Raw genomic sequence first — 17,533 nt, forward strand, 5'->3', positions numbered from 1 at the left:
CTCAGCCGTCGACGCGGCCGTACTCCCGGTACCCCGCGCCCCACGCACCCGCCACCATGCCGGCGCCCCGGGCCATCGTCCGGATGCCGCGAGCGCGTTGCCCCAGCGACCGTCGACCGAGGGGGCGGGTCACCGTGCCGACCGCGTACCGGCCCAGCCCGCCGACGACGCGCACGCCGCCCTTGGCCGAGAGCCGGAGGCGCGTGGACAGTCGCGAGGCCCCTCGCGCGGACAGCATCACCGAGGTGAGGCTCCAACCGTTGCCGCTGCTGTAGGCACGCCGCACGACCCATCGCCGCGTGACGCGGTGGGCGGGGACGACGTCCGTGACGACCGCCTCGGCGCACCACAGGATCGTGCCGCCACCGGCGACCAGGCTGCGGGTGAACAGGGTGTCCTCACCGCCGAGCTGGCCGAGGGCCACGTCGAAGGCCAGGCCCTGGCGACGCACCTCGACGAGGTCGAGCAGCAGGTTGTTGGTGGCGGCGACGTCGACGGGCGTGCCGGTCGCGAGCCGGCGTCGCACGAAGAAGCGTCCCTCGACGATGAAGGGCTCGGGCTCGACCTCGTACTCGCTGCGCACGGGACCGACGACGGCCGCGGCACCCGTCTCGGCCTGCAGGGAGACCAGGGCGCCCAGCCACCCGTCGGACGGCCGCTCGTCGTCGTCGATGAAGACCAGCACGTCGCCGTCGCCGCTCTCGGCGAGCGCACGGTTGCGGGCCGAGGCGATGCCCGGCGTGGCCTCGACGACGTAGTCGACCGTCACGGGTCCGGCACCGTCGCCCGGGTCGGCCGCCGCGAGCGCCGCCGCCTCGACGCGTCCACGGCCCGATCCGCTCGCGTCGTTGTCGACGACGAGCACGCGCGCCTCGACGCCGCGTCCGCGGACGCTGCGGGCCTGCTCGACGAGCAGCGGCAGCACCGCGTCGAGATCGCGCGGCCGGCGGAAGGTCAACACGGCGATGGTCAGGAGGCGCGGCGTGGTCGGGTCGGTCGTCACGGCCCCCAGCATGTCAGGTCGGTGAGGGGCGACGGGCCCTGCACCGCGCCTCCTGCGGGTGGACGGGGGACGAACCGTGGGTGAGTCGCTCGCCGGCCTCTCGGTGGTCGTCGTCAACTACGGTTCGACCGACCTGCTGCGCCAGAACCTCGCGCCCGTCTCGCGGTCGACGGAGGGCCTCGTCGTGGTCGTCGTCGACAACTGGTCGGGAGCGGCCGAGCGCGCCCGCGTGAGCGAGCTCGCCGCGGCCGAGGGCTGGCACCTCGTCGCGCCCGACGGCAACGAGGGCTTCGGCACCGGCGTGAACCTCGGCGTCGCCCGGGCCCGTGAGGCCGGGGCGCGTCACCACGTGCTGCTCAACCCGGACGCCGTCGCGGACGCGGGAGCCCTCGCCGCCCTGCACCGCGCCTCCTCGTCCGACCCGCTGACGATGAGCGCGCCGACCGTGCTGCGCCCCGACGGCAGCGTCTGGTCGGCGGGCAGCGACCTGTACCTCGACGACGGCCGCATCCGCTCGCGGCGACGACGGCTGCCCGGCGCCCGCGTCGAGGAGTGGCTGAGCGGCGCCTGCCTCGTGCTGAGCGACGACCTCTGGCAGCGCTGCGGCGGCTTCGACGACGACTACTTCCTGTACTGGGAGGACGTCGACCTGTCGCGTCGCGTCGTCGGTTCGGGAGGCGCGCTGCGGCTGCTCGACGACGTCACCGTCGTCCACGCCGAGGGCGGCACGCAGACCGACGGCGGGGCCGACCGGTCGGGGCAGGCGAAATCGGCGGGGTACTACCGGTACAACATCCGCAACCGGCTGCTGTTCGCCGCGAAGCACCTCGGCGACGACGACCTCCGCCGGTGGCGCCGACTGACCCCCCGCATCGCGTGGGAGGTGCTGCTGCAGGGCGGGCGGCGCCAGTTCGTCCGGTCACCGGGCACGCTGCTCGTCGGACTGCGGGCCGTCCTCGAGGGGCGACGGATCGTGGCGACCGAGCTGCGTCGACGACGCACGTCACCGGGAGCCCCGTCATGACGGCCGTGGGACCCTCGACACCGGTCGTCGCACGCCCCGGTCGACTGCACTGGGTCGACGTGACGCGCGGGCTCGCCGTCCTGCTCGTCGTCTTCTACCACGTCGTGATCGCCCTGAAGGTCGACTCCGTGGCCGCGCCCGGGTGGGCCGTCGTGCTCAACGACGCCCTGGCGCCCTTCCGCATCCCCACCCTGATGTTCTGCTCGGGCCTGTTGCTGGCCCGCTCCTTGCGGAAACCACCCGGGACGTACCTCGTCGGCAAGCTGAGGCACATCGCCTGGCCCTGGGCGGTCTGGACGACCGTCATCGTCGTGTTCCTCTGGGCGGGCAGCTCGGTGGCCGGCGACGGCAACTACGGCCCCGGTCGACTCGTCGAGCTGGTCCTCTCCCCCACGACGTACACCTGGTACCTCGCGTACCTGCTGGCTTTCTACGTGGTCTCCCTCGTCATCCCCCCTGCGGCCCGCTCGGCGGCGGTGCCCCTGCTGCTCGTGGTCAGCGTCGTCGTACACGACGGCGACGGCTGGACCCGCGTGACCTTCCTGCTTGCGTTCTTCTTCCTCGGGGACGCGGCAGCCCGACACCAGGACGTGTTCGAGTCCCTGGCCCGACGTCGCATCGTGATCGCCCTGGGTGCCGTCGCCGCCCTGGGCACCGCGATCGCGTCGACGCAACTGCCCGGTCTGCGATACGACCTCGTGGCCGCGGTCGGCGTGGTCGGGCTCGTCGTGGTCGCCGTGCCCCTCGGCGGCCGACTCGCGCCGACCCTGCTGGGGCGGGGGCTGAGCGCCATGGGCCGAGATTCCATCGTCTACTACACGACCCATTGGATCGTCGTCACCCTCGGGGTCCACGCCCTCGGTCTGATCGGCCTCCACCAGGGCACCCTGATGATCGTCGCCTTGCTGACCGCCGGCCTCACGGCCCCGTGGGTGATGGCGCGCCTCTCCCGCCGGTCGCGGCTCGTCGCCGGTCTCTACGCCTGGCCGGCCCGCCGGACGTCCTCCTCCCCGAAAGGGCAGCCATGACCGCGACGCCCCTGCCCTCCGTCCCCGTCCACCGTCGCATCCAGGGGCTCGACCTGCTGCGCGGAGCCGCGATCCTGCTCGTGCTGCTGAGACACTCGTGGCCCGACCACTTCGGGGGCGCGGGCATCGTCGGGGTGGTCGTGTTCTTCACGTTGAGCGGCTACCTGATCACCGGTCTGCTCGCCGACGACGTCCGACGCTTCGGTCGCATCCGTTACGGACGCTTCTACCGCAACCGGTTCTTCCGGTTGATCCCGGCGCTGCTGTTCGTCCTGGTCGGCCTCGTCGTCATGGAGGGGCTGCTCGACGTCTCGGACACCCGCCGGTTCGTACCCCGGACCATCGGCGTCGCCCTCACGTACACGATGAACATCCCCCTGTTCAACCACGGAAGCCCGAACTTCAGCCACCTGTGGACCCTGGCGAACGAAGAACAGTTCTATCTCGTGTGGCCGCTCGTCGTCCTGGTCGGCGTCCGCTACCGCAAGCTGCGCGTCGTCGTCGCCGTCACCGCCGGCGTCCTCCTCGTCCTGCTGGTCGCCACGGTGGCCTGGCATCGTGACGACATCGGCACGATCTACAACTACCCCACGACGTGGACCATCTCGATGGTCGTCGGCGCCGCGGCGAAGCTCGCCGAACCACGGCTCGACGCCCTCGTCGGCGGCCGCCGGTCCGCTCGGGCGGCCGTCGTCGGCGCGGTGGCGCTGGTCGCCATGGCCCTCGTGCCCGAGGCGAAGGACCACCTCGTCACCTACCTCGTGGGTGGTTCCGCCATCGGCGTCAGCACCGTCCTCGTGCTCTGGAAGCTCAAGGAGTGGACGGTCGTGCCGCGGGGGCTCGGCCTGCTCGTCAAGCTCGGCGTCATCTCGTACGCGGTGTACCTCTGGAACTATCCGGTCAGCTGGTGGCTCAGGGACGGCGGCGCCCCCGAGGTGCCCGTCACGACGGTCGTCGTCTCGATCGCGGCGGGCATCGTCAGCTGGGTGGTCGTGGAGCGCCCCGTGGCGGGCCTCAAGGCACGGCTCGAGAAGCGCGCGACGGATCGGCCGGAGCGACCCGAGGCCGTCTCCGCCGCCCGGAGCTGACCCGCTCAGCCAGGTCGGCTCGTTCGTCCCAGGTCGTCGATAAATTTATCACCGGCCGGAGCTCCGTCTGATAAATTTATCACCGTGCGATCTCCCCTCACCAACCCGTTCCAGGCGGGCTCCGACGTCGTCCCCGACGTCTGGGCCGGCCGAACCGAGCAGCTGAGCGACTGGCACCAGGTCCTGCGACCCCGCCGACGTGCGGGTCTGTACGAGACCGGACGGACGATCCTCGGCGAACCGGGCACCGGCAAGTCGAGCCTCGTCCGACGCATCGCCCGCGACGCCGCCGAGGTCGGCGACTGGGTCACGCCTCAGCTGCGCATGCCCACCGGGGCCGATCCGCTCAAGATCATCGCCTCCGCCGTCCTGCGTCTGGCCGACGGCGCCGGGCTTCGTGCCTCGACCCGTCGGGGCGTGCTCGACCTGCTCGCCAGGGTCGAGCAGGTGGCCGTGACCGGCTTCTCGGTGACGACGCGCGGCGCCGACGGCCCCGAGCCGTTCACGGCGCTCTTCGAACTCCTCGTCGAACTCGGGCAGGCGGCGATCGAGCAGGACGCCGTCGTCGTGATCCACGTCGACGAGGTGCAGAACATCGGCGACGAGGCCGCCCTCTCGCAGCTCCTCATCGCGCTCGGCGACACCCTCTCGCACGAGGTCGAGGTCGCCGTCCCCGGTGGAGGCACCGTGTCCCGGCACCTGCCCGTCGCCGTCTACCTGACGGGCCTCCCCGACTTCGAGGACATGGCGGGTGCCCGCAAGGGGGCGACCTTCGCCCGGCGGTTCCGGACCACCACGCTGGGCCCCCTCGACGAGGGCGACATCCTCGAGGCACTCCAGCCGTTCGTGATCGCCGGCTGGGAGACCCCGGGCGAACACGGCGTCGTCGAGACCGTCCGCATGGACCCCGCGGCGGCCAGGGCCATCGCGGCCCTCAGCTGCGGAGAGCCCTTCCTGTTCCAGCTCGCCGGGCAGCGGGCGTGGAACGTCGGGACGGCACCCGTCGTGTCCGAGGACGACGTCGTGGCGGGCTGGCGCGGAGCCGAGGGCGAAGCGTCGGCCCACGTCGAGCGCATCCTGAACCGCCTCCCCCCACGAGAGCACGAGTTCCTCCGGGCGATGGCGTCGCTGCCCCCGGCAGGGCGCACCCTGAACGCCATCGCCGAGGCGATGGGCCTGGCCTCGGGCGCCCAGCTCGGGCCCACCTCCCAACGGCTCGACACGGTGCGCGGGGTGGTGAGCCGGGGCAAGCCGTACGCGTTCCGCAACCGTGCCGTCGAGGCCTACCTGACGACGGACTGGCCCCGGACCGCCTGAGCCCGACGGCGCCCTGATGATCCACGCCTGCGACCGCCGGCCGCTCGCTGACTACCTCAGAGGGCCAGCCACGCGTCCGACACGTCGGCTTCCTCGTACTCCCAGCGCCCGGACGCCGCACCGTGCGCCAGCAGCCTCTTCGCGGCGGGGACGTCCGACTCCGGGCCGAGGTCGAACGACAGCAACCGGAACTGCTGAAAGCCCTCACCCATCACGCCAAGGGGCGCGAACTCCGCGAGGATGCCCTCGAGCGAGTCGTCTCGATCACTCGTGATGATGCGGACCGTCATGCGTCCCCTGCGCCAGACGACTCCGCTCACCCAGAGCACGCCGTCAGCATCCGACGAGACCGCGACCTCGTCGCCGTTCGACATCCCGAAGGCGAAGAACGGCGTGTTCTCGAGGCGGTAGTCACCGGAGATCAGCGGCAGCGCCCACAGCCCCTCGGACTCCGTGTCCGGCCACCCGTCCTCTTGGTCGAGCAGGACGCGGACCTTCACGTGCGTGGCACCCTCGACGGCCTCGCTCGCCTCGGTCCGGACGGTTCCGCCACCGACACCCGGCACCTTCGCGTCCCTGCGCTTGAACGGCCACAACCGGGCCATGCCCCTCGGCGCCCCCGAGCTCATGCCGAGGCGCCGACGAACTCCGCCAGCGACGCCGCGAGGTGCCGCGTCGTCAGCCGCTCCTCGACGAGGGTCCGTCCCGCCGCGCCGAACGCGCGTGCCTCGGCCTCGTCGCCGAGCAGCCGCAGCACGTGCCCGGCGAGGGCCGCCGAGTCCCCCACCGGCGCGAGCAGCCCGGTGCGTTCGTGCACCACGTAGTCCTCGATGCCCGGCGTGTCCGTCATCACGACGGGCCGACCCGTGGCCATCGCCTCGAGGCTGACCGTCATGCCGGACGCGTGCAGGTTGTGGCGCGTCGCCACGGCGACGAGCGAGGCACGGGCGTACAGCTCGGCCAGCTCGCGGTGCGAGACGTGCGGCACCACGGTGACGCCCTCGGGCGGGGCCGCGTCGCTCGTCGTCTGCACGACCAGCTCGACGTCCGGTCGCTCGGCGTGGACCTGCTCGAGCGTCGCGAACAGGGTCGCCGGGTCGCGGTCGCGGTCGCCTCCGATGCTCAGCACCATCGGTCGCGTGGGCCACGGGCGCGCCGCGAAGAAGTCCTCGTCGACCCCGAAGGTGAAGAACCCGACCGGCGGGCCGTCCTCGCCGACGAACCGTCGCAACGGCTCGACCTGCCCGCGGCTGATCACCCAGAGTCCGCTCATGCGTCGCAGCACGTCACGCATGCGCCCGACGTCCTGCCCGCGCTCGACCCGGTCCGTCACCCAGATCACGCCCGTGTACATGCGCTCGTGCGGCCGTGCCAGCAGCATCCGACGCGCGACGTTCTCGTCCCAGGTCACCCCGACGTCGTCGGACGGCACCCCGGACGAGGAGGCGCGGCGCGGCACCACCCGGTCGCGCAGCACCTGCAGGCGGCCGGGTTCCGGGACCGATGCGATGCGCGCCTCCCGGTCCGCGTCGCGCAGCGCCTCGAGGCCGTACGGCCAGAGGCCGGGGCGGAGGCCCGCCGCGTGGTCGGCCGCCCAACCGGGGACGTCGCGTTCGCTCGCGAACAGGACCTCGATCACCGCGCCTCCTCGGGTCCGTCGCCACGCCCGTCGCCGGACCGTGCGTCGGAGGCCTGTTCGGCCGCCGCCCGCTCGACGATGGCCTGGTCGGTCGCCGTCTCGTCGCCACGCTGCTCGTCGACGTCGAGGCCCACGGTGCCGTCGTCGTCGGCATCGTCGCCGGCCGCTCCGCCCGCTGCCGCCTCGGCCCGACGGCGACCGAGGTCGCGCGACACGTACCAGAGGTTCGGCACGAGCTGGCAGAGCGCCACCGAGATCGCCGACCCCAGCACGGGTCCGGCGGCCCCGACCTGCCCGATGAACCACCACGACAGCCCCAGGTTGAGCGGCACCATCAGCACGATCGGCAGCACCTGGAAGACCAGCCCGGTCTTGTCGGTCATGTACATGCCGACCGGGTACTTCGCCGCCTGCAGGCCGACGAACACGACGAAGCCGACGAGCATCCAGCCGTCGAGCGTGATCGCCCCGCCCGAGACGAAGCGCGCCAGGAACGGGCTCAGCACGGCGAGCGCCGTGCCCAGCACGAGTCCCCCCAGCAGGAACCACAGCGTCGGCACGGTGGGCGACTCCACCCGCCCGGCCGAGCGGGCCGCGGCGTAGACCGGCCAGAGGGCGATGCCGGCGGCCGCGACGGTCTGCAGCACGATGCCGAAGAGCTGCGAGGCGAGGTTGTACTGCGCGAGTTCGTCCGGCCCGGCCAGGTGGCTGAGGAGCAGGCGGCCGGTCTGCATCGCGACCGGCAGGGCGATCATCTGCACGAGCATCGGCCAGGCCAGGCCCAGCGCGGGCACGCCGCGGTAGCTGCGGATGCGGGGCACGAGCTTGACGGCCGACCCGATCTGGGGCGACAGCGCGCGCGCCGCCACGATCAGGCAGATCACCGAGACGAGGCTGTTGGCCACGTACGAGATGACCGCGAGGTAGCTGCCGACCGGCACGCTGAACATGACGGCCGAACCGATGGCGAGCAGCATGAACGGTGCCACGACGGCCTGGCTGGCGACCTGCGTGCTGGTCTTCTTCAGCCCCACGAGGATGCGCTGCCCGACCGTGAGCGGGATCACGAGGCCGAACACCGCGAGGCAGAGTCCCGCCGCGAGCGAGCCGCCGTCGGGCAGCAACCCCTCGCCGAGCAGCACGGGCCACCAGCCCGCGAGGGTGATGAGCAGGGCGACCGCGACCATGATGCCGCCCGACACCAGCAGCACGCGGAAGGCGGTCACGATCGAGCGCTTGACGAAGTCGTCGGTGCGGACCGACGACGACCCGGCCACCGCGTTGATGACGATGGCCGCGATGCCGAGGTCGGCGAACGGCAACAGGGTCGGGAAGGTCGAGAGCAGCCCGTACTGCGCGTAGGCGTCGGTGCCGAAGTTCTGGATGATCATGCGGCTCGTGATGATGCCGAGCACGCCCGACAGGCCCATCACGATGACCTTCGTCGCCGCGGTCGAGCCCACGGCGGCCATCGCGCCGCCCCGGCGGGGACGACCGGCCGAGCCCGTCGTCGACCGGCTCACGAGGCGCTCCTGAACAGTCGGTCGTCCGCGGAGAGGCGTCCGTCCCGGTCGGGCAGGTCGGCCAGCACGTCGTCCGCGGCGCGTCCGGCGTCGAGCGCCTCGACGATCGCGTCGGCCAACACCTGTGGTGCGCGGGGGTCGGACGCGACCACGTGACCGTGGGCGTCGAGCCAGTCGGCGAGCCCCGTCTCGGTGGTCGTGACGACGGTGCAGCCGTGCGACAGCCCCTCGACGATCGGCAGCCCCACCTGTTCGCGCCAGGTCGGGCTGGGCTGCGACCAGAGCACGAGCACGCGCGCCTCCTCGAGCACGGAGTGGATGCGGGGACGGGGCGGGTCGACCTCGACGGCGACCGAGGGCTGCGCGACCGACAGGGCCCGCGCCTCCTGCTCAAGGGCGCCCTTGCCGAGCAGGGTCAGCGTCGCCTCGGGGCGGGCGGCGACGACGAGCGGCCAGGCCGCCGCCAGGACGCGCAGCCCCTTGCGCTCGACGAACGAGCCGACGAAGGCCACCGCGGGCGGGCGGACGCCGCCACCGCGGGCGTCCGCGTGCCGGGTCGGCAGGGCCGGCACGGTGGTCGTGGTGACGCGGGGCGAGGCGGCCCCCAGGAGGCGCGCGTACGTCTCGCGCGCGGCGTCCGTCCCGAAGACCACCCGGTCGAGACGGCGCCAGACCGCGCGTGCCAGCACGCGTTCGCCTCGTCGGCGCAGTCGCGTCCGCAGGCGCGGAGCAGTGGCCGCGTCGAAGGGGTCGGCGTTGCCGATCAGGTAGCTGACGACGACCGTGCGGCGGCCGGTCAGCCGGCGTCGCACCGCGAGGGCGGCCAGCACCAGCGCCGTGGTCGGCAGGCTCGACGTCATGAGCGGCTCGTTCACCTCGAGCGTCTCGACCCGTGACCGCGCGATCAGCCAGGCCGACGCGAGCGGACCGGCCTGCACGAGGTCGAGCCCCGCGGCGAGCGAGTCGTCGAAGTCGTAGCGGGTGACGCGGTAGACGATGCTGGCGGGCGCCAGCTCGTGCGCCCGCTCGAGGTGGGCCGTGCGCACGGACTCGTAGAGGCGGACCGCCGGGAGGCGCGGCGTGCGCCCCCGGGACGGGCGGGCCGGGCGGGTGGGGCTCACGACGTGGCGTCGCCCTGGCGGCCCGCGGTGCGGCGGGACCTGCCCGGGGCCGCCGCGTCGGTCGTGGCGGCCGTCGTGGCGGTCGCGTCGGCCGACGTGGCGGAGCCGAAGGGATAGGTCTGCTCGTCGGACGACGTCGAGACGGGCACGAGCACCGACGGCGGCAGGTCGTGCGATGCCCGCTGACGGCCCGGGGCCACCCCGTCGAACACGACGCCGATGACGCGCACCTTGACGTTCGTCAGCGCGCGGACGGCCGACACGAGCCGCGGCCGGGTCGACCGGCCCGCCGTGGCGACGATGACGACGCCGTCGGTCAGGCGACCGATCTCGAGCGTGTCGGACGACGTGAGCACCGCGGGGGCGTCGACCACGACGACGTCGTAGCGCTCCCCGGCGGTCTCGAGCAGCAGGGCCATCGATCGCGAGCTCAGCAGCGGGCTCGGGTTCGGCGGCACGTCGCCGGCCGTGAGGATGTCGACGCCGTCGCGCCACGACGTCACGGCGGCGGCGAACTCGAGTCGGCCGACGACGACGTCGGTCAGGCCGACCTCGTCCGAGACGGCGGCGAGCTCGGCGAGACCGCTGCCGCGCAGGTCGGCGTCCACCACGAGCACCTCGAGGCCCCGCTCGGCGAAGGCCAGCGCGAGGTCGAGGGCGACCGCAGCCCGACCCTCGCGCTCGTCGGCCGCGACCGACGAGACAGCGATGGTCCGGGTGGCCCGGTCGACGTCCGCGAACTGCAGCTGGGCCCGGATGCGACGGAAGTCGTCCGCCGCCGCGCCCTGGGGTTCGTCGGAGAGAGCCAGCACGCCACGGTTGCGGCGCGTGACGCTGCCGAGCAACGGCACGAGGTGCAGGTCCTCGACGTCGCGGGCGGTGCGGAGCCTGGTGTCGACCACCGATCGCAGCAGCGCCAGGGCGATGCCGAGGACGGTTCCGACGGCGAGACCGCTCAGGGCGATCAGTCGGCGGTTCGGGCTGATGGGCGACGTCGGGGGCGTGGCCTCGGCGATCGGCGCGACGCTCAGCGTCGAGTTGCCGGCGGTGTTCTCGGGCGACAGCGCCCGGGCCTGCCGGCTCAACGAGATGGTGACCGCGTTCGCGACGTCGGCCGCCCGTTGCGCGTCGCCGTCCACCACGGCGACGTCGATGATGACGGTGTTCAGAGGGTTCTCGGCGGTGATCTGACGTGCCAGCTGCGTCGAGGTCACGTCGAGGCCCATCTGCTGGATGACGGGTTCGAGCACGACCGACGACGTGGCGAGACGCGTGTAGCTCTGCACGAGGTTCTGCGTGTACGACGACCCCTGCAACAGCTCGTTGGGGTCGGAGCCCTCGGTCGCCGAGACGAACACGCTGCTCGTGGCCCGGAACGAGTCGGGCTGCGTCTGGGCGTACGCGTAACCCGCGCCTCCGCCGACGAGGGCGAGGACGACGACGAGGGGCCAACTCTTCAGGAGAGCGCGCCAGTAGTGCTGAGGATCCAACGGACACTCCCGGGTTGAGGTGGTGGAACCTGGCGAGCATACCCGGAGCAGAGAGGTCCTCACGACCCCCGGAGGGGGTGCCCGTGCCCGTGACGGTCAGTCGGCGAGCAGGGCCGTGTCGGCCCAGCGGGTGCCGTGCGGCGTGATCGTCACGCGTCTCGGCTCGTCCAGCACCTCGGGAGCGAGCGCCTCCTGCCCGTCGTCCGGCCCGTGGCCCGCCGACCCGTCGTCCGACGCGTCGACGACCGGCACCTCGGCCGCCCCGGTCGGACGCTCGATGACGATGTCGAGCCACGACTCGGCGACGCCGTCCAGCAGCCCGGCTCCCCACTCGACCACGACGATCGAGCCCTCGAAGTCGAGGTCCAGGTCGTCGAGCTCGGCCTCGCCCGACAGCCGGTACGCGTCCACGTGCACCAAGGGCGTACCCGACGCGGTCGGGTGCGTGCGCGCCAGGACGAACGTCGGGCTCGCCACCTGGCCGCGCACCTGGAGCCCCTCACCGAGGCCGCGCGTGAAGGTCGTCTTGCCGGCGCCGAGCGGTCCGGTCAACACCAGCAGGTCACCCGCCCGCAGCGACCCGGCCATCCGACGCCCCAGCGCCTCCATGGCGTCGGCGTCGGCGACGGTCAGCTCGAGGGGGTCGCCCTGGACGGTCACGGCCGTCCGCCGACGTAGACACGGGGCACCCGGGCTCCGACGCGGCAGGCGACCTCTTCGGGGATCGTGTCGGTGGCGTCGGCCCACTCGCCGATGGTCATCTCGCCCTGGTCGCCCGGCCCGAACAACACGACCTCGTCACCGACCGCGACGGGGTCGTCGCCCATGTCGACCAGGAACTGGTCCATCGCGACGCGGCCCACGATCGGGCGGGGCGCGCCGTTCACGACGACGTGCACGGTGCCCTGTGCCCGCCGGCTGACGCCGTCGGCGTACCCCAGGGGCACGAGCGCGAGCGTCGTGTCGGACGGAGCACGGAACGTGTAGTCGTACGAGACGCCGGTGCCCGCGGCGACGCGCTTGACCTTGACCACGGACGCGCTCAGCGTGAGCACCTGACGCAGTCCCCGGTCGGCGGCGGTGACGCCCTCGGTCACGGGGATGCCCAGGCCGTTCGACCCCATGCGCACCATGTCGAAGCGTCGTTCGGGGTGTTCGAGCGCGGCCGAGCTCGACGACATGTGCCGCTTCTCGACGGTGGCCCCGAGCGCCTCGGCCTCGGCCACGGCCTGCTCGAACACGCGGGCCGCGGCCTGGTCGTCGGCCTCGCTGGTCTCGCTGACGTGCGAGAAGATGCCGCGCAGGCGGACCACTCCCTCGTCGCGCAACTCGACGGCACGGGCGACGAAGGCCGGCCAGTCCGAGGGCAGGCACCCCTCGCGGTGCAGGCCCGTGTCGATCGTCAGGTGGACGAGGGCGACCCCGCCGCGGGCCCGCGCGACCGCCGCGACGGCGTCGAGCTGGTCGAAGGTCGACACCCCCAGGTCGACGCGCAGGTCGACGGCCGCCTCGAGGTCGTCGGACGGGCTGAGCTGCCAGGCGAAGAACGAGGCGTCGCCTCCGATGCCCAGCCGTCGCATCTCGAGGGCCGGCGCGAGTTCGACCGTGCCGAACCAGCGGATGCCCGCCGCCACGGCCTCGGGCACGAGCACGGGGGCGCCGTGGGAGTAGGCGTCGGCCTTGACGATCGCCAGGATCTCGACCGGGTCGAGACGGGCGATCAACGACTCGAGGTTCGCCCGGTACGCGGCCAGGTCGACCGTGGCCCGTCGCAGGGACGTCGCGGCGCTCATGCGGTGTACCTCCGGGTGAGGCCGGCGGCCAGGCAGGCGACGACCTCGTAGGTGATGCCGCCCATCGCCTCGGCCCAGTCGGCGGCGGACTGCCGACCCAGCGCCGGGTCGCCGAAGAGCACGACCTCGTCGCCGATCTCGACGGGGTCGTCGCCCACGTCGATCACGAGGGCGTTCATGGCGATGCGCCCCCGGACGCGGTAGGTGCCCCGACCGATCGTGACGGAGGCGCGCTCGCTCGCGGCCCGGTCGATGCCGTCCGCGTACCCGACCGGCACGATGGCGATCGACGTGTCGCGCTCGGGACGGAAGAGGTAGCCGTACGACACGCCCTCGCCCGCCGGGATGCGCTTGACGGTGGTCACCGGCGCCGTGACGGTCATGGCCGGGCGCAGGCCGAGCTCGGCGGACGTGCGGTCGGCGTACGGGCTCAGCCCGTAGCTCGCGAGGCCGAAGCGCACCATCGTGGCTCGTGTCCCCACGTAGTCGAGCGCCGCCGCCGAGGCGGCCACGTGCAGCAGGGGCGGCCGCACCCCCCGCTCGTCGAGCATCGCGGACGCCCGGGCGAAGCGGGCCGTCTGCAGGCCGTCGTCCTCGGACGACGCGTTCGACACGTGGGTCATGAGGCCCTCGACCGGCACGACGGCGTCGTGGTCGGCCGCGCGGTCGAACAGCTCGGGCCACTCGGACTCGACGGCCCCGTTGCGGCTCAGACCCGTGTCGATCGCCAGGTGGACCGCGCGGACGCCGGCCGCCACGGCCGCCTCGAGCTGGTCGACGCTCGACACCGCGGGGGTGATGCCGAGCGCCGCGGCCTCGACGAAGTCCTCGTCGGGAGCGTGCAGCCACGCGAGCACCGGCGCCTCGACACCGGCTCGACGCAGGGCCACGGCCTCGGTCAGGTCGGCCACCCCGAGCCAGTCGACGCCGGCCTCGACGAAGGCCCGGGCGCACTCGACGGCACCGTGGCCGTAGGCGTTCGCCTTGACCACGGCCATGACGGCCGACGGCGCGACGGCGGCCCGGAGGACCTCGACGTTGTGGCGCAACGCGGCCGTGTCGACGGTGATGGTGACGTCGTGGGTCATCGGTCCGCCCCTTCGTGGTGTGCGTCGTGGTCGACGGGGGCCCGGCCGTCGCCCTCGGCGACGACGTACGCGACCGCCACCCCGCCGTCGTGGCTGAGCGACAGATGGAGGCGCGAGACGCCTCGCGAGTCGGCGAGCGACCGCGCTCCCCCGCTGAGCACGAGCGACGGGGCTCCCTGGTCGTCGGAGACGACCACGACGTCGTGCCAGCGCACCCCGGTGGAGCCGCCCAGGGACTTGATCAGCGCCTCCTTGGCGGCGAAGCGGGCCGCGAGCGACGGGCGCCCGCGGGGGCTGCCGTCCCGGAGGACGAGCTCGTCGGCTCGGAACAGACGCGTGGCGAGCGCCGGCGTGCGCTCGATCGAGCGGTCGAAGCGTCCGAGGTCGACGACGTCGACGCCGATGCCCACGATCACGTCCTCACCCGCCTGACGCCCTGCCCCGGCTGCACGACCCGCTACTCGACGGTGACCGACTTGGCCAGGTTCCGCGGCTGGTCGACGTCGAGGCCCTTGGCGGCGGCGAGCTCCATGCCGAAGATGTGCAGCGGCACGACCGACAGCAGGGGCTCGAAGAGCGGGGCCGCCAGCGGGATGTGCAGCACCTCGTCGGCGAAGGGCAGCACCGCGGCGTCGCCCTCTTCGGCGATCGCGATGACGCGGGCGCCGCGCGCGCGGATCTCTTGGATGTTCGAGACGACCTTGGGGTGCAACGACCGCGGGTCGCGCGGGCTGGGGACGACGACGAAGACGATCTGACCGGGCTCGATCAGGGCGATCGGGCCGTGCTTGAGCTCGCCGGCGGCGAAGCCCTCGGCGTGGATGTAGGCGAGTTCTTTCAGCTTGAGCGCACCCTCGAGGGCGATGGGGTAGCCCACGTGACGCCCGAGGAACAGCACCGACCGGGTGTCGGCCATCCAGCCGGCGAGGGTCTTGATGCGCTCGGACGACTCGAGCACCTGCTCGATCTTGCCGGGGATCTCGTGCAGGTCGGTGACCTGCTCGGCGATGGCCTCGGCGCTGAGCGTGCCGCGCAGGGTCGCCAGGTGCAGGCCCAGCAGGAAGAGCGCGGTGCCCTGGGCGACGAACGCCTTGGTCGACGCGACGGCGACCTCGGGGCCCGCGTGCGTGTAGAGCACGGCGTCGGACTCGCGCGGGATCGTCGAGCCCTGCGTGTTGCAGATCGACAGCACCTGGGCACCCTGCTCTCGGGCGTACTTGACGGCCATCAGGGTGTCCATCGTCTCGCCCGACTGGCTGATCGACACCACGAGGGTCTTCTCGTCGAGGACCGGGTCGCGGTAGCGGAACTCGTGCGCCAGCTCGACCTCGACGGGGATGCGGGCCCACTGCTCGATGGCGTACTTGCCGAGGATGCCGGCGTAGGCGGCGGTGCCACAGGCGATGACGATGACGCGGTCGACGGTCAGGAGGCGCTCGCGCACGCCGTCGAGCTCGGTCAGGGTCACGGCGCCCTCGGCGGTGATGCGGCCGAGCAGCGTCTTGGCGACGGCCTCGGGCTCCTCGCTGATCTCTTTCGCCATGAAGCTGGACCAACCGCCCTTCTCGGCGGCCGAGGCGTCCCAGTCCACCTCGAACTCGGTCGTCTCGACGGGCGCCCCGGAGAAGTCGACGACCTCGACCGAGTTGGGACGGATCGTCACGAGCTGGTCCTGCCCGATCGACATGGCCCGACGGGTGTGGGCGACGAAGGCCGCGACGTCGCTGCCGAGGAAGTTCTCGCCGTCGCCCAGGCCGATGACGAGGGGCGAGTTGCGGCGGGCGCCGACGACGACGCCCGGCTGGTCGGCGTGCACGACGAGCAGCGTGAACGCGCCGTCGAGGGTGTTGACGACCGTGCGCAGGGCCTCGGTCAGGTCGCCGGAGGAACGGTAGGCCCGGGCCACCAGGTGCGCGGCGACCTCGGAGTCGGTCTCGCTGAGGAACTCGACGCCCTCGGCGAGCAGCTCGGCCTTGAGCTCGGAGAAGTTCTCGATGATGCCGTTGTGGATGAGGGCGAGCTTGCCGTCGTCCGCGAGGTGGGGGTGCGCGTTCGCGTCGGTCGGGCCACCGTGGGTCGCCCACCGGGTGTGGCCGATGCCGGTCGTGCCGTCGGTGAGCGGCGTCGCCTCGAGGTCGTCGACGAGCATCTGCAGCTTGCCGGCCTTCTTGCGGGTGCCGAGGTCGCCCGCGGCGTCGATCACGGCGACTCCCGCCGAGTCGTACCCGCGGTACTCGAGTCGCTTGAGGCCGCCCAGCAGCACCTCGATGCTCTTGTCACCCGTTCCGACGTATCCCACGATTCCACACATGGGGTCGATCCTAGAGGTTCCCGTCCGAGAGCCCGGCGGGCCGTGCCGACTCGCGTCGACCCCGGACCGGTAGCCTCGTGCGCATGGCCGAAGCCAACCCGACGACCGCGCCCTCCGCCGTGCACGCGAGCCCCTTCGTCGAGATCGGGCGCGACGCCTGGGCCGACCTGGCCCCGACGACGCGCCTGCCGCTGACCGAGACCGAGATCGTCCAGCTGCGCGGCCTCGGCGACCGCCTCGACATGCGCGAGGTGCAGGACGTCTACGTCCCGCTCAGCCGCCTCCTCAACCTCTACGCCGCCGGCGCCCGCAACCTGCACCGGGCCACGAGCGACTTCCTCGGCGAACGGGCCCAGCGCACGCCCTTCGTGATCGGCGTCGCCGGGTCGGTGGCCGTCGGCAAGTCGACCGTCGCGCGCCTCCTGCGGGAGCTGCTCAGCCGCTGGGACGACACCCCCCGCGTCGAGTTGGTGACCACCGACGGGTTCCTCTACCCGAACGCCGAACTCGAACGCCGCGGCATCATGAGCCGCAAGGGGTTCCCCGAGTCGTACGACCGCCGCCACCTGCTGCGGTTCGTCTCGCAGGTCAAGAGCGGCGCCGAAGAGGTGCGTGCGCCGTTCTACTCGCACACCAGCTACGACATCATGCCGAGCGCCGAGGTCGTCGTGCGGCGGCCCGACATCCTGATCGTCGAGGGTTTGAACGTGCTGCAGCCCGCCGTCGCCGGCCGGCTCGCCCTGAGCGACCTGTTCGACTTCACGGTCTACGTCGACGCCCGCACCGGCGACATCGAGAACTGGTTCGTCGAACGGTTCCTCGCGCTGCAGAAGGGCGCGTTCACCCAGGAGCGCTCGTTCTTCCACCGTTTCGCCGACATGAGCGAACCCGAGGCGCGGTCGTTCGCCTCGGGCATCTGGAAGTCGGTCAACGAGCCCAACCTGATCGAGAACGTGCTGCCGACCCGGTCACGGGCGACGCTCGTCCTGCGGAAGTCGGCCGACCACAAGGTCAGTTCGGTCCTGCTGCGCAAGATCTGACCCGCGGCGACGCCGGGCCGGCTCAGGCGCCGCGTCCGGTCGGGCGCCGCAGCCGGTCGCGCACCGCG

The 17,533-nt window shown here is 72.7% G+C and carries 16 protein-coding genes; 5 read left to right on the forward strand and 11 right to left on the reverse strand.

Going from position 1 to position 17,533, the window contains the following annotated elements; translation table 11 throughout:
- Position 1: 1 nt before the first annotated feature.
- Complete coding sequence (locus ASL10_RS01200) at positions 2–1,003, reverse strand: glycosyltransferase family 2 protein (protein WP_235452268.1); 1,002 nt, start codon at positions 1,001–1,003, stop codon at positions 2–4.
- A gap of 76 nt (positions 1,004–1,079) precedes the next feature.
- Between ASL10_RS01200 and ASL10_RS01205 the strand changes: the two genes are divergently transcribed.
- The 4 genes from ASL10_RS01205 (at position 1,080) to ASL10_RS01220 (ending at position 5,460) form a co-directional block, all read left to right on the forward strand.
- Positions 1,080–2,027 (forward strand): glycosyltransferase family 2 protein, encoded by a 948-nt coding sequence (locus ASL10_RS01205; protein ID WP_056043498.1) that lies wholly within the window; start codon positions 1,080–1,082, stop codon positions 2,025–2,027.
- Positions 2,024–3,055: an acyltransferase gene (locus ASL10_RS01210; protein WP_056043501.1), complete on the forward strand. Its 1,032-nt coding sequence runs from the start codon at positions 2,024–2,026 to the stop codon at positions 3,053–3,055. Before ASL10_RS01205 ends, ASL10_RS01210 begins: the two co-directional genes overlap by 4 nt.
- Entirely contained in the window at positions 3,052–4,143 is a 1,092-nt protein-coding gene (locus ASL10_RS01215) for an acyltransferase (protein ID WP_056043505.1), read from the forward strand. Before ASL10_RS01210 ends, ASL10_RS01215 begins: the two co-directional genes overlap by 4 nt.
- 84 nt (positions 4,144–4,227) lie before the next feature.
- Positions 4,228–5,460 (forward strand): ATP-binding protein, encoded by a 1,233-nt coding sequence (locus tag ASL10_RS01220; protein ID WP_056043508.1) that lies wholly within the window; start codon positions 4,228–4,230, stop codon positions 5,458–5,460.
- Between the two features lie 56 nt (positions 5,461–5,516).
- Here the strand turns inward: ASL10_RS01220 and ASL10_RS01225 are convergent, their stop codons facing one another.
- From ASL10_RS01225 to glmS, 10 genes are all read right to left on the reverse strand, one after another.
- A complete protein-coding gene (locus ASL10_RS01225) occupies positions 5,517–5,960 on the reverse strand; it encodes a DUF4265 domain-containing protein (protein WP_235452270.1) in 444 nt (147 codons plus the stop codon).
- 125 nt (positions 5,961–6,085) lie between these two features.
- On the reverse strand, positions 6,086–7,099 hold the full coding sequence (locus ASL10_RS01230; protein WP_157485177.1) for a glycosyltransferase family 4 protein: 1,014 nt from the start codon (positions 7,097–7,099) through the stop codon (positions 6,086–6,088).
- On the reverse strand, positions 7,096–8,622 hold the full coding sequence (locus tag ASL10_RS01235; protein WP_199736336.1) for a lipopolysaccharide biosynthesis protein: 1,527 nt from the start codon (positions 8,620–8,622) through the stop codon (positions 7,096–7,098). The genes ASL10_RS01230 and ASL10_RS01235 overlap by 4 nt, the downstream gene beginning before the upstream one ends.
- Entirely contained in the window at positions 8,619–9,743 is a 1,125-nt protein-coding gene (locus ASL10_RS01240; RefSeq protein ID WP_235452272.1) for a glycosyltransferase family 4 protein, read from the reverse strand. Before ASL10_RS01240 ends, ASL10_RS01235 begins: the two co-directional genes overlap by 4 nt.
- Positions 9,740–11,233: a polysaccharide biosynthesis tyrosine autokinase gene (locus tag ASL10_RS01245; RefSeq protein WP_056043514.1), complete on the reverse strand. Its 1,494-nt coding sequence runs from the start codon at positions 11,231–11,233 to the stop codon at positions 9,740–9,742. Before ASL10_RS01245 ends, ASL10_RS01240 begins: the two co-directional genes overlap by 4 nt.
- 96 nt (positions 11,234–11,329) lie before the next feature.
- On the reverse strand, positions 11,330–11,842 hold the full coding sequence (gene tsaE, locus ASL10_RS01250; RefSeq protein ID WP_056044519.1) for a tRNA (adenosine(37)-N6)-threonylcarbamoyltransferase complex ATPase subunit type 1 TsaE: 513 nt from the start codon (positions 11,840–11,842) through the stop codon (positions 11,330–11,332).
- Positions 11,843–11,889: 47 nt separating this feature from the next.
- Positions 11,890–13,026, reverse strand: a complete 1,137-nt coding sequence (gene alr / locus ASL10_RS01255; protein WP_056043518.1) for an alanine racemase — start codon at positions 13,024–13,026, stop codon at positions 11,890–11,892.
- Complete coding sequence (alr, locus tag ASL10_RS01260; RefSeq protein ID WP_056043522.1) at positions 13,023–14,114, reverse strand: alanine racemase; 1,092 nt, start codon at positions 14,112–14,114, stop codon at positions 13,023–13,025. Before alr (ASL10_RS01260) ends, alr (ASL10_RS01255) begins: the two co-directional genes overlap by 4 nt.
- A complete protein-coding gene (locus ASL10_RS01265; protein WP_056043525.1) occupies positions 14,111–14,530 on the reverse strand; it encodes a holo-ACP synthase in 420 nt (139 codons plus the stop codon). Before ASL10_RS01265 ends, alr (ASL10_RS01260) begins: the two co-directional genes overlap by 4 nt.
- 41 nt (positions 14,531–14,571) lie before the next feature.
- The gene (glmS, locus tag ASL10_RS01270; protein ID WP_056043529.1) at positions 14,572–16,425 is read right to left on the reverse strand and encodes a glutamine--fructose-6-phosphate transaminase (isomerizing); all 1,854 of its coding nucleotides are present in this window, start codon (positions 16,423–16,425) and stop codon (positions 14,572–14,574) included.
- An 83-nt stretch (positions 16,426–16,508) separates the two neighbouring features.
- On the opposite strand from glmS, the gene coaA reads away from it, so the two are divergent.
- Positions 16,509–17,465 (forward strand): type I pantothenate kinase, encoded by a 957-nt coding sequence (gene coaA / locus ASL10_RS01275; protein ID WP_056043533.1) that lies wholly within the window; start codon positions 16,509–16,511, stop codon positions 17,463–17,465.
- The last annotated feature ends 68 nt before the right edge of the window (positions 17,466–17,533 follow it).

Origin of the sequence: Frigoribacterium sp. Leaf8 (assembly GCF_001421165.1) — a bacterium.
Taxonomy (GTDB): domain Bacteria; phylum Actinomycetota; class Actinomycetes; order Actinomycetales; family Microbacteriaceae; genus Frigoribacterium.

Coding starts and splice junctions, on each gene's coding strand:
- tsaE (WP_056044519.1), bottom strand. CDS start 11,842: ATGGAGGCGCTGGGGCGTCGGATGGCCGGGTCGCTGCGGGCGGGTGAC.
- ASL10_RS01215 (WP_056043505.1), top strand. CDS start 3,052: ATGACCGCGACGCCCCTGCCCTCCGTCCCCGTCCACCGTCGCATCCAG.
- coaA (WP_056043533.1), top strand. CDS start 16,509: ATGGCCGAAGCCAACCCGACGACCGCGCCCTCCGCCGTGCACGCGAGC.
- ASL10_RS01210 (WP_056043501.1), top strand. CDS start 2,024: ATGACGGCCGTGGGACCCTCGACACCGGTCGTCGCACGCCCCGGTCGA.
- alr (WP_056043518.1), bottom strand. CDS start 13,026: ATGAGCGCCGCGACGTCCCTGCGACGGGCCACGGTCGACCTGGCCGCG.
- glmS (WP_056043529.1), bottom strand. CDS start 16,425: ATGTGTGGAATCGTGGGATACGTCGGAACGGGTGACAAGAGCATCGAG.
- alr (WP_056043522.1), bottom strand. CDS start 14,114: ATGACCCACGACGTCACCATCACCGTCGACACGGCCGCGTTGCGCCAC.